The sequence below is a fragment of the Delftia sp. HK171 genome (genome assembly GCF_001886655.1).
GTDB classification, from domain to species: domain Bacteria; phylum Pseudomonadota; class Gammaproteobacteria; order Burkholderiales; family Burkholderiaceae_C; genus Comamonas; species Comamonas acidovorans.
Genome location: NZ_CP018101.1, coordinates 5,317,422 through 5,329,491, shown reverse-complemented (window position 1 = coordinate 5,329,491; position 12,070 = coordinate 5,317,422). Strand labels below are relative to the sequence as shown.

Genomic DNA, 12,070 nt, shown 5'->3' with positions numbered 1-12,070 from the left:
GGCGGATCAGGGGTTTCCTCTGGGTTTTTCCGCCCACCAGGCCTTCTTCCAGGCCTCAACATGGAGTCTTCCAAAATGAGGGAGACTGGATATGCTGCGACTTCGCATGGCACACAAGCTGTGGCTTGCAGTGGCCGCCATCGTGGTGGCGCTGGTGGGCGTGGTCGGCTTGTCGGGCTATCGCTCGGCCCAGGTCCAGGCCCGGTCCGAGGCGGTGACCCAGGAGATGCAGGCGCGGGTCCAGGCCGCCGTGCGCTGGATGGGGCTGACCGAAACCAACGCGGCCCGCACCCAGGCAGTGGTGGTCAGCAGTGATGCCGCTGTCGAGGCCGAGTTCAAGGACGTGATCAGCGCCACCTCGGCGCGGATCACCGAGGTGCAGAAATCACTGGAAGCCATGCCCCTGTCCGACGCAGACAAGGCGCAGATGGCCAGGATTGCGGCAGCCCGCAAGACCATGATCGAACTGCGTGCCCAGGCACGCCAGCTCAAGGCCGATGGCCGGCAGGAGCAGGCGTTGGCCCTGGTCAAGCAGTCCTACAACCCCGCCGTGGATGCCTATCTGCAGTCGCTGCGCGACTTCGTGCAGATGCAGGAGCAGGTGGCGCGTACCAGCCAGCAAGAGATGGCCGCCTCGCGCAGGCTCACCGTGGGCTTTGCCGCTGCGGCCGTGGGCCTGCTGCTGCTGGGCATCGTCATCGGCGCCCATTTCCTGATTGCCAGCATCCGCCGGCCCCTGGCCGAGGCCAGCGAACTGGCCGAACGCATTGCCGCAGGCGACCTGAGCGCAGGCGTGCAGGGACAGGCACAGCGTGCTGATGAATTCGGCGACCTGCTGCGCTCGCTGCAGGCCATGAGCGAATCGCTGTCGGGCATGGTGCAGCAGGTGCGCCAGAGCACGGACAGCATCGCCATCGCCAGCGCCGAGATCGCCACCGGCAACCAGGACCTGTCCGTGCGCACCGAGCAGACCTCCAGCAACCTGCAGGAGACGGCTGCCGCCATGGAACAGTTCACCAGCACGCTGCAGCAAAGCGCCAGCAGTGCCCAGCAGGCCAGCAGCCTGGCGGCGGGCGCGTCACAGGTGGCCCAGCGCGGCGGCGAGGTCGTGGCCCGGGTGGTCGAGACCATGAAGGGCATCAACGACAGCAGCCGGCAGATTGCCGACATCGTCGGCGTCATCGACTCCATTGCCTTCCAGACCAATATCCTGGCGCTGAACGCCGCCGTGGAGGCGGCCCGCGCCGGCGAGCAGGGCCGTGGCTTTGCCGTGGTGGCCAGCGAGGTGCGCACGCTGGCACAGCGCAGCGCGGCGGCTGCCAAGGAAATCCGCCAGCTCATCGGCGCCTCGGTGGAGCGGGTGGAGGACGGCGCCCGCCTGGTGGGCGACGCGGGCACCACCATGGAGGGCATCGTGCAGTCCGTGCAGCGCGTGGCCGACACCATCAGCGAGATCACGGCGGCCTCTTCGGAGCAAAGCGCGGGCGTGGCCCAGGTCAATCAGGCCGTGGGACAGCTGGACCAGATGACGCAGCAGAACGCGGCCCTGGTCGAGCAAAGCGCGGCCGCAGCGCAAAGCCTGCGAGAGCAGGCCGAGCAGCTGTCGCGCACGGTGGCGGTGTTCAAGGTGGCGCACCTGGCGCCTTCGCCGACGACGCTCGCAAGGCAGGCTGCGCCGGCGGCGCGCACTTTGCACAGCGCTGCCGCAGCGCCAAGGCGGCCGGCAGCAGCCGTGGCGCCTGCGGCTGCCGGGCCGGTTGCCGCGCGGCCTGCCGCAGCAAGGGCGGCGGCGCCCAAGCTGGCCTCGGCGCCCCGGCCTGCCGCACCGGCAGCCGAGGATGGCCAATGGGAGAGTTTCTAGCCGCCTGCGAGCACGGCGGCGCCGTGCGGCGGCATGCTGCCGATCAGGCCAGTTCGGCGATCAGCTCGATTTCCACGCAGGAGCCCAGCGGGATCTGGGCCACGCCGAAGGCGCTGCGCGCATGCGTGCCGGCATCGCCGAAGACCTGGCCCAGCAGCTCGCTGCAGCCGTTGGCCACCAGGTGCTGCTCGGTGTAGTCGCCCGTGGAGTTGACCAGGCACATCAGCTTGACGATGCGGCGCACGCGGCCCAGGTCGCCGCCGGCGGCATGCTGCAGCGTGCCCATCAGGTCGATGGCGATGGCGCGCGCGGCCTGCTGGCCGTCGGCAGTCTGCAGATCACGGCCCAGCTGGCCGGCCCAGACCTTGCCGTCCTTGCGCGCGATATGGCCGCTCAGGAACACCAGATTGCCCGTCTGCACATAGGGCACGTAGGCCGCCGCCGGGATGGCAGGCGACGGCAGTTCGATGTTCAGGGCCTTCAGTTGTTCGTAAACGCTCATCGTTGATTCCTTCGAGACAAGAAAAATCCGGCGCCAGTGCCGGGGTGGCGGACAGTGTGACACAGCCCCTTGCACCCTGGCATGTCAGGGCCTGGGCTTCCGCCAGTCTGATTGTTGTCTGAATCCGAGGCGCTGCATGGTGGCTGCGCGGCATCCGCTCCTAGCATGTGTGGATGCACCCTGCGGCAGCTGCCCAAACCCTCTCGCCGTCTTCCTGGACGCCCCTGCTGCTCGGCTGCGTGGCCGGTGCGGCCTGGCAGGTCACGCAGCCGCGCCTGTGGCCGCTGTGGATGTATCTGCTCTTGGCGGGCATGGGGCTGGCAGGCCTGGCCTGGAGGGCGTGGCGGGCATGGGCAGGCCGGCGCTGCCGTGGTGTGCACCGCCTGTGGGCCGCCGTCTGCGCCGCCTTGCTGGTGGGCGGGTTGACCGGCTGGCGGGCCCAGGACTTTGCGGGCCAGGCGCTGTCTGCGCCGTTGGAGGGGCGTGACCTGCGCATCGTCGGCGTCGTGGCATCGCTTCCCCAGAACATGGCCCAGGGCATGCGCTGGCGCATGGAGGTGGAGCAGGCTCGGATCGTCGGCAGCGAAGAGGTCTTGGCGCCGTTTCCTGCACTGATCGAACTGTCCTGGTACGCCCCCCGGGGCCGGCAGTCCAGGGGTGTTGCCATGCTGCCCGATCTGCGGCCAGGCCAGCGCTGGGCGCTGACCGTGCGGCTCAAGCGCCCGCATGGCGCGCGCAATCCCCATGGTTTCGACTATGAGCTGTGGCAGTGGGAGCAGGGCGTGCAGGCCACGGGCCATGTGCGCGAACAGCCCGCTGCACGCCAACTGGCCGACACCGGCAGCCATGCCCTGCAGCGCTGGCGCCAGCAGATGCGCGACGCCATCCTGGGCCGCACATCCGCGCTTGCGGCATCCCTACAGCGCATCGGCCTGGACCCTGCCCATGCGCCGCGCATGCTGGGTGTGGTGGCCGCCCTGGCCATGGGCGATCAACAGGCCATTGCGCGGGATGACTGGGCGCTGTTTAGGCATACCGGCGTGGCCCATCTGATGAGCATTTCCGGCCTGCACATCACCTTGTTCGCCTGGCTGGCAGCACTGGTGGTGGGGCGGCTTTGGCGCTGCAGCGCACGGGCCTGCCTGTGGTGCCCGGCGCCGCAGGCGGCCCTGCTGGCCGGCGTGCTGCTGGCGGGCGGCTATGCGCTGTTCAGCGGCTGGGGACTGCCGGCGCAGCGCACCGTCTGCATGCTGGCCAGCGTGGCTGCGTTGCGCGGCGCCGGACTGCGCTGGCCCTGGCCCGCCGTGTGGTGCCTGGCGCTGGCCGTGGTCGTGGTGCTGGACCCCTGGGCCCTGTGGCAGGCCGGCTTCTGGCTGAGCTTTGTGGCCGTGGGCGTGCTGCTGGCCACCGATGCGCGCATGCAGGGCGCGCAGCGGCCTTCGCTGCCTGCCCGTGCGCTGGCCCTGTGGGGCGAGCAATGGCGCATCTCGCTGGCGCTGGCGCCGCTGGGCCTGATGCTGTTCGGCCAGCTGTCGCTGTCGGGGCTGCTGGCCAATCTGGCGGCCATTCCCTGGGTGACCTTCGTGGTCACGCCGCTGGCCCTGCTGGGTGCCTTGTGGCCGCCCTTGTGGACAGGTGCGGCGCTGGCGCTGGCCCCGCTGCTGGAGCTGCTGCAATGGCTGGACCAGTGGGCATGGGCCGTGGTGCAACTGCCGCAGCCGCCGCTGTGGGCAGGGCTGGCTGCGCTGTGCGGTGGCCTGGCGCTGGTGGCTCCGGTGCCTGCCGGATGGCGCTGCTGGGGCCTGGCCATGTGCCTGCCGGTCCTGTGGTGGCCGTCGCCATCACCGGCGCATGGCGAGTTCGACCTGATGGCCGTGGACATAGGCCAGGGCAATGCCGTGCTGGTGCGCACGGCGCGGCATGCCTTGCTGTATGACGCGGGGCCGCAGTACGGCATGGACAGCAATGCCGGCGACCGGGTGCTGGTGCCGCTGTTGCAGGCTCTGGGTCTGAGGCTGGATGCCCTGTGGCTCAGCCACCGTGACAATGACCACACGGGCGGTGCATTGGCCGTGCATGCCGCGCAGCCGCAGGCGGAGGTCTGGGGATCGGATTCCGTGATCCTCGACCCTGCGCTGGCCGGCCTGGGCGCTGTGCGCCGCTGCCAGGCGGGCCAGCACTGGGAATGGGATGGCGTGCGGCTGGAGGTGCTGCATCCGTCTGCCGGCGAACGGTTGCCCTCCGCACGGGCGCTGGCCCATGCCAATGCGGGCAGCTGCGTGCTGTTGCTGCGCTCTGCATCTGGCGTGCAGGCCTTGCTGGCCGGTGACATCGAGGCTGCGCAGGAGCGGTCACTGGCAAGGGCCGGCGCCCTCGCGCCCGTGCAGTGGCTGCTGGTGCCCCACCACGGCAGCCGCACTTCATCGAGCACCGCCCTGGTGCAGACCCTGGCACCGCGCTGGGCCATGGTGCAGGCGGGATATCGCAGCCGCTATGGCCATCCTGTCCCCGAGGTGGTGCGCCGCTATGAGGCCCATGGCGCCGGCGTGGTGCAGTCGGCCCGCTGCGGCGCGGCGCACTGGCGCTCTTCGGACCCCGTGCACCTGGTCTGCGAGCGGGAAAGGGCGCGCCGCTATTGGGATGTGCACGTCACGCAGGGGCAGGGCGGATAGGGCGTGCGCCGATGGCGGAGCAGGATGCATATGCTGGATACCGCTTGTCCGGATTGAGGTTACCTATCGCTACACTGGTGCGATACGAGGGCTGGCCCGTAGCTTGCTAGACCCCGTACACATGCAGCGACAGGAGGTGACGAATGCATCCATTTGACGAGATGTACACGATGACGCCGTTCGACGGCAGCGATGTGCGCCTGCACTACAAGGACTACGCGCAATGGCTTGCGCGCCAGTCCGAACAGACGCTGCGAGCGCGCAGCGCCGAGGCCGAGATCATCTTCCGGCGCGTCGGCATCACGTTCGCCGTCTACGGCGACAAGGACGAAAGCGGCGCCGGCAACGAGCGCCTCATCCCCTTCGACCTGATACCGCGCGTCATTCCCGCACATGAGTGGTCGCGAATGCAGGCGGGCCTGGTGCAGCGCGTGACGGCGCTCAACCGCTTCCTGCACGATGTCTATCACGACCAGGAGATCCTGCGCGCGGGCCTGGTGCCGCGCGAACTGGTGCTGAACAACAGCCAGTACCGGCCCGAGATGCGGGGCCTGGCGGTGCAGGGCGGCATCTACGCCCACATTGCCGGCATCGACATCGTGCGCGCCGCCAATGCCCAGGGCGAGGGCGTGTACTACGTGCTGGAGGACAACCTGCGCGTGCCCTCGGGCGTGTCGTACATGCTGGAGAACCGGCGCATGATGATGCGGCTGTTCCCGGACCTGTTCTCGCGCCATCCCGTGGAGCCCGTGGCCCACTATCCCGACATGCTGCTGGAGACGCTGCGCGCCAGCGCGCCGGCCGGCACGCCCGAGCCCACGGTGGTGGTGCTGACGCCCGGCATGCACAACAGCGCCTACTTCGAGCATGCCTTCCTGGCCCAGCAAATGGGCGTGGAGCTGGTCGAGGGCCAGGACCTGGTGGTGGACAAGGACGTGGTCTACATGCGCACCACGCGCGGCCCGCAGCGCGTGGACGTGATCTACCGGCGCGTGGACGATGATTTTCTCGACCCCGAAGTCTTCCGCCCCACCTCCACGCTGGGCTGCCCCGGCCTCATGCGCGCCTACCGTGCCGGCAACGTGAGCATCTGCAATGCCGCGGGCACGGGTGTGGCCGATGACAAATCGGTCTACCCCTATGTGCCGGAGATGATCCGCTTCTACCTGGGCGAGGAGCCCATCCTGCAGAACGTGCCGACCTGGCTGTGCCGCAAGCCCGATGACCTGCGCTACGTGCTCGACCACCTGGACGAACTGGTGGTCAAGGAAGTCCACGGCGCCGGTGGCTACGGGATGCTGATCGGGCCTGCCGCCTCGCGCGGCGAGATCGAGGATTTCCGCCGCGCGCTCATCGCCAATCCCGGCGGCTATATCGCGCAGCCCACGCTGGCGCTGTCCACCTGCCCCACCCTGGTGGAGCAGGGCATCGCACCAAGGCACATCGATCTGCGGCCCTTCGTGCTCAGCGGCAACCAGGTGCGCATGGTGGCCGGCGGCCTCACGCGCGTGGCGCTCAAGGAGGGCTCGCTGGTGGTCAATTCATCACAGGGCGGCGGCACCAAGGACACTTGGGTGCTCGGGGCCGGTGAGTCAAATGAGGGAGGACATTGAATGCTCAGCCGTACTGCCGATCATCTGTACTGGATGTCCCGCTACACGGAGCGTGCGGAGAACACCGCCCGCATGCTCAACGTCTCCTATGACACCTCCATGCTGCCCCAGGCGCCGCAGGTGGCGCGCAAGGCCTGGCAGGGTGTGCTGTCCATCAGCGAGCTGATCCCCTCCTACGCCGCCCGCCACGGCGAGGTGCAGCGCGAGGCCGTGCTGCACTTCATGGTGCGCGACGAGAGCAACTCCTCGTCCATCGCCTCCTGCCTGCGCGCTGCGCGGGAGAACGCGCGCGCCGTGCGCGGCGCCCTGACCACCGAGGCCTGGGAGACCCAGAACCAGACCTGGCTGGAGCTCAAGCGCCTGCTGGCCGAGGGCGACTGGGAGCGCGATCCGGGCCAGTTCTTCGAATGGGTCAAGCACCGCTCGCACCTGTCGCGCGGCGTGACGCTGGGCACCATGCTGCAGGACGAGGCCTTCCACTTCCTGCGCCTGGGCACCTTCATCGAGCGCGCCGACAACACGGCACGCCTGCTGGACGTGAAGTTCCACGCCATCGAGCGCGACTACCACGGCAGCGCACGCAACGGCGCATCGGGCAAGGCGGCCACGCCGTTCGACTTCTACCACTGGAGCGCGCTGCTGCGCAGCGTCTCGGCCTTCGAGGTCTACCGCAAGGTCTACCGCGACGTGATCACGCCCGAGCGCGTGGCCGAGCTGCTGATGCTGCGCAGCGACATGCCGCGCTCGCTGCTGGCCAGCATGCTGGAGGTGGTGGCCAACCTGGAAAGCGTGGCCAACGCCCAGTCGCGCGAGACCCAGCGCAAGGCAGGCCGCCTGCTGGCCGACCTGCGCTATGCGCGCATCGACGAAATCCTGGCCACGGGCCTGCACGCCTATCTCACGCAGTTCCTGGACCGCGTGCACGACCTGGGCCAGGGCATCAGCCGGGACTTTCTGGTACCGGCCTGAGGCCGCCCGCCGCCATGCAGCACAAAGCCGCCCTCGGGCGGCTTTGTTCATTGGTTCATTGGGTGGGCCGAATTCAGGCCTGCACGCTGCCCAGGTCCAACACAACGCCCTCGGCGCCGCCGATGGGCAGCACGTCGCAGTTGTCGCCAGGGCCGCCACGGTCGATCACGATGAAGCGCGCCGGCGCATTCAACGCGATCAGCGAGTGGTGCCAGACGCCGCGCCGGTAGTTCACGCCCTGGCGGCCGTTGGTGATGAAGGCGCGCAGGTCGGCGGTTGCCACCTGTTCGCCCAGGGGGGCCACCACCACGATGAAGGGCTGTGCATCCAGCGGCATGAAGGCCTGGCTGCCCAGGGGGTGGCGCTCCATGCTGGTCAGCCGCAGGGGCAGCGCATAGGGCCGGGCATGGAACAGGTTGATCAGCCCATGGCCTTCGCTGCCGCCCGTGTCCACGCGGGCCAGGGCGTGGTAGCGCTCGGTCATGCCATCGTTGATGAGCAGCGGTGTGTGGCCTGTGCTGTCCAGGACCTCGCCAAACTCGGCAAAGGCCTCGGCGGTCAGCGGCTGGGCGCGCAGGCAAAGGCTGGCGGGGCGGGTCTCTGACAAGGTGTTCACGAAGTTTTGCCTCTTGTTTTCATACTGGTAATACCAGTCTGCAGCTGGACCGGATTTTTGTCAAACCTCGGGGAATTAGTTTTGCTTGCGTTGAATTGGGGTAAATGCGAGTGCACATGGCAAAGCGCTGGAGGTACCGTTCGCTTCGTAATTCATACCGGTAATACCAGTTGGTCGCAACTCCTCAACCAAGGACTCCCTGATGTCATCTCTTCCCGCATCTGCCGAGGTCGCCGGCGCGGCGCCGGCGCTGGCCAGCGAAACGCCGGCCGAGGCCGCCGTCTACCGCAAGGTGGCCTGGCGCCTGCTGCCCTTCATCATGGCCTGCTATGTGGCGGCCTACCTGGACCGGGTGAACGTGGGCTTCGCCAAGCTGCACATGCTGGCCGACCTGCAGTTCAGCGAGGCCATGTACGGCCTGGGGGCGGGGCTGTTCTTCATCGGCTACTTCTTCTTCGAGGTGCCCAGCAACATGCTGATGCACCGCATAGGCGCCAAGGCCACCATCTCGCGGATCATGATCATGTGGAGCCTGATCTCGGCGGCCATGATGTTCGTGAGCACGCCCACGCAGTTCTACGTGCTGCGCTTTCTGCTGGGCGCGGCCGAGGCGGGCTTCTACCCCGGCATGATCCTGTACATGACCTACTGGTTTCCGTCGTACCGGCGCGCCCGCATGGTGGCGCTGTTCATGTGCGCGATTCCGGTCTCGGGCATCCTGGGCGGACCGCTGTCGGGCGGCATCATGGACCTGATGCAGGGAGTGGCGGGGCTGCGCGGCTGGCAATGGCTGTTCCTGCTCGAGGCCATTCCCTCGATGATCCTGGGCCTGGCCGTGCTCTGGTACCTGGACAACGGCATCCGCGCCGCACGCTGGTTGACCGAGGCGGAAAAGACCCTGCTGGAGCGCAACATCGCCCGCGAGAACGCCAGCAAGAGCGATAGCCATGTGACGCTGCGCGCGCTGTTCTCCGACCCCCGCATCATCAAGATGGCCCTGATCTGCTTTTGCACCGTCATGGGCCAGTACGGTCTCACGTTCTGGCTGCCCAGCCTGATCCGCCAGTCGGGCGTGGAGGGGGCCTTTCACATCGGCCTGCTGACGGCCGTCCCGTTCTCGGTGGCCGTGGTGTCCATGAACCTGGTCAGCCGCAGTTCGGACCGCATGCGCGAGCGCCGCTGGCACCTGATCGTGCCGTTCTGCGTGGGCGCAGCGGGCCTGATGCTGTCGGCCATTTTCAGCGGCAACGTCTATCTGTCGCTGGCCGCCCTGGCGCTGGCCGCGGGCGGCAGCCTGGCGACCTCTCCGCTGTTCTGGAGCCTGCCCACGGCCATCCTGTCCAGCGCGGGTGCGGCAGCCGGCATTGCGCTGATCAACTCCTTTGCCAACCTGGCCGGCTTCATCAGTCCCTACATGATCGGCCTCATCAAGGATGCGACACAGAGCACCAATGCCGCCATGTTCGTGCTGGCCGGCGTGCTGCTGTTCGGCGCCTTCCTGACCTATACGGTGCCGGCCAAGCTGGTCAACAAGTAGAGGCACCAACGCTGCACGACCCACGACCACACGACCCACGACCATGCGGCAGCGGTGCGCAGTCGCTAAGATCAGCGCACCTGCCGCCCCCGACCCCGAGACCTGCCAACGCATGGAACCCAGCACCGCTTCCAGTCCTTCCGCCAGCACCGCCGTTGCCGGCAATGCCGCCCGCGTGATCCGCGAGTGGATCGAGGGCGGCGTGTATCCGGTGGGCGCGCTGCTGCCGTCGCAGCGCGACCTGTCGGAGCAACTGGGCATCAGCCGGACCTCGCTGCGCGAGGCGCTGTCCACGCTGCAGGGGCTGGGCCTGGTCGTGGCGCGGCCCGGCAAGGGCATGTACGTGACCGAGGCCACCGACGCCCCGGCCTCTGGCGCAGAGGCCTGGCGCTTTGCCGACTCGCATGCGCTCACCGATGTCTATCAGCTGCGCTATGCGCTGGAGGGCTTTGTCGCACGCCTGGCCGCCCTGGTGGTGCAGCCCGAAGACGTGGCGGCCCTGCAGGCCAACCTGCAGGCCATGCAGCAAAGCATCGAGCTGGCCGATTTCGTGCAGGCCACGCGCCTGGATTTCGAGTTTCACCTGCAGATTGCCACCATCTCGGGCAACCATGCGATTGCCGACGTGCTGCGCGGCAGCGGCGAGGTCATGCAGGAAAGCCAGCGCCTGCCGTACTACAAGCGCGGCGCGCGCCATGCGACCGCCGAGGAGCATGCCGCCATCATCGAGGCCCTGTCCCAGGGCCGGCCCGAGCTGGCGCAGCAGGCCATGGCCACGCACATCGTGCAGGCTGCCCAGCGCGCGGGCGTGCACTTTCCCACCGGCCTGTAGGCGCGCCGGCACGAGCCCGATCGGCCGGGTTTTTGGCCTTACCATCCTTGGCGCAACGCATTTTTCCCCTCTCCACAGACCGCCACGGATGCCGATCCATGACAAGCCAAGGAAATGAACTCTGCAGACTGGCAGACGCCCTTGCGGCGCAGCGCGAAGGACTCTTGCAGACATGGCGCAAGGCCGTCAGGCGGGACCCGGCACTGACCGCCGGCGAGGCGCTTCCCCGCACCCAGTTGAACGATCACATTCCGGCCGTGCTGGCCGCGTTCGAGCAGCAATTGCGGGCCCTCGGCGGTGCCCCGGCAGGCGCTGCCGAGCCGCCGGTCGATGGCGAGCAGGCCGCCGCCCACGGCCTGCACCGCTGGCAACAGGGCTATGACCTGCATGAAGTCGTGCGCGAGCTGGGCCTGCTCAACGAAGTCATGGTGGCGCAACTGGAGGCCTATGCCGAGGAGCATCCCGATGCGCATGGCGCCATGCCCGTTGCGCGCAAGGCCTGGGCCGCCACCTACACGCGCGACGTGCAGGACAGCAGCACCCAGTATTTCCGCCTGCAGCAGCAGGAGGCCGAGGGCCATGTCCGGGACCTGGAAGCGGCGCTGCATGACGTGAGCACGCTGGACCTGCAGCGCTCGCAACTGTGGGAGCAGGTCGCGCATGACCTGCGCAGCAACGTCGGCGTGGTGGCCAATGTGACGCATGGCCTGGGCATGCAGCATGCGCCGGCGCAGTCGCGCGAGAAACTCCTGCGCATGCTGGACCGCAACGTCCAGTCGCTGCGCCATCTGCTGGATGACGTGACGGAGCTGGCCAAGCTGCACGCCGGGCGCGAGCATCGCCAGCTGACCTCCTTTGACGCAGCCGAGGTGATCACCCATCTGTGCGAGGGACTGCAGGCCCTGGCCAACGATCGCGGCCTGTACCTGCACCTGCAGGGGCCGGGGACGATGCCGGTGGAAGGGGATGCCTTGAAACTGCGCCGCATCGCGCAGAACCTGATACTCAACGCGCTCAAGTACACCCAGGAGGGCGGTGTCACGGTGAAGTGGGCTCTGGGTGATGGGGAGGACCGGCGCCGCTGGATGCTCTCCATCGGGGACACGGGCCCTGGCATGGCGCCTGCGGCGCCTTTGGTTGCCGCCCTCAAGCAGGCCACGGACATGGACCCTTCGGGCCACCTGGGGACGGCGGCGTCCGGGGAGGTCCGCACCGGGGGCGCGCCGCAGCAAGGCGGTGCGGCGGCCAGCTACCGCAGCGGCGCAGGCGAGGGGATCGGCCTGTCCATCGTCAAGCGGCTGGCGGAATTGCTGGACGCCACCATCGAGGTGCAGTCGGCCGCGCAGACCGGCACGACCTTTCTTCTGTTGTTTCCGCTGCGATACGCCGACGAGTGACCGATAGCCGGGCCAGAAGATGAAAAAACGGGCACACAGGCCCGTCGTTTCGAGTGCGGGGTGCGGCCTGT

At 68.3% G+C, this 12,070-nt stretch carries 9 protein-coding genes; 7 read left to right on the top strand and 2 right to left on the bottom strand.

Annotated features, from left to right (window positions below; genetic code table 11):
- Window positions 1-91: 91 nt before the first annotated feature.
- Window positions 92-1,861, top strand: coding sequence for a methyl-accepting chemotaxis protein (locus tag BO996_RS23790; protein WP_071956563.1), 1,770 nt, complete (start codon window positions 92-94; stop codon window positions 1,859-1,861).
- A gap of 43 nt (window positions 1,862-1,904) precedes the next feature.
- Here BO996_RS23790 and BO996_RS23785 read toward each other — a convergent pair whose 3' ends face one another.
- Window positions 1,905-2,363 (bottom strand): RidA family protein, encoded by a 459-nt coding sequence (locus BO996_RS23785; protein WP_012206880.1) that lies wholly within the window; start codon window positions 2,361-2,363, stop codon window positions 1,905-1,907.
- Between the two features lie 173 nt (window positions 2,364-2,536).
- Here BO996_RS23785 and BO996_RS23780 point away from each other — a divergent pair, with 173 nt between their 5' ends.
- The 3 genes from BO996_RS23780 (at window position 2,537) to BO996_RS23770 (ending at window position 7,617) form a co-directional block, all read left to right on the top strand.
- Complete coding sequence (locus tag BO996_RS23780; RefSeq protein WP_071956562.1) at window positions 2,537-5,035, top strand: DNA internalization-related competence protein ComEC/Rec2; 2,499 nt, start codon at window positions 2,537-2,539, stop codon at window positions 5,033-5,035.
- 143 nt (window positions 5,036-5,178) lie between these two features.
- Window positions 5,179-6,648 carry a circularly permuted type 2 ATP-grasp protein gene (locus BO996_RS23775; RefSeq protein ID WP_012206878.1) on the top strand — a complete coding sequence of 490 codons (1,470 nt, stop codon included), beginning with the start codon at window positions 5,179-5,181 and terminating at the stop codon, window positions 6,646-6,648.
- Entirely contained in the window at window positions 6,649-7,617 is a 969-nt protein-coding gene (locus BO996_RS23770) for an alpha-E domain-containing protein (RefSeq protein ID WP_012206877.1), read from the top strand.
- A gap of 73 nt (window positions 7,618-7,690) precedes the next feature.
- On the opposite strand, the gene BO996_RS23765 is transcribed toward BO996_RS23770, so the two are convergent.
- Window positions 7,691-8,233 (bottom strand): ureidoglycolate lyase, encoded by a 543-nt coding sequence (locus BO996_RS23765; protein ID WP_071956561.1) that lies wholly within the window; start codon window positions 8,231-8,233, stop codon window positions 7,691-7,693.
- Between the two features lie 202 nt (window positions 8,234-8,435).
- Here BO996_RS23765 and BO996_RS23760 point away from each other — a divergent pair, with 202 nt between their 5' ends.
- The 3 genes from BO996_RS23760 to BO996_RS23750 all read left to right on the top strand — a co-directional run bounded on the left by BO996_RS23760 (window position 8,436) and on the right by BO996_RS23750 (window position 11,999).
- Complete coding sequence (locus BO996_RS23760; RefSeq protein ID WP_013801125.1) at window positions 8,436-9,770, top strand: MFS transporter; 1,335 nt, start codon at window positions 8,436-8,438, stop codon at window positions 9,768-9,770.
- 112 nt (window positions 9,771-9,882) lie between these two features.
- Complete coding sequence (locus BO996_RS23755; RefSeq protein ID WP_034396394.1) at window positions 9,883-10,602, top strand: FadR/GntR family transcriptional regulator; 720 nt, start codon at window positions 9,883-9,885, stop codon at window positions 10,600-10,602.
- Window positions 10,603-10,766: 164 nt separating this feature from the next.
- A complete protein-coding gene (locus BO996_RS23750) occupies window positions 10,767-11,999 on the top strand; it encodes a sensor histidine kinase (RefSeq protein WP_232240413.1) in 1,233 nt (410 codons plus the stop codon).
- Window positions 12,000-12,070: the final 71 nt, after the last annotated feature.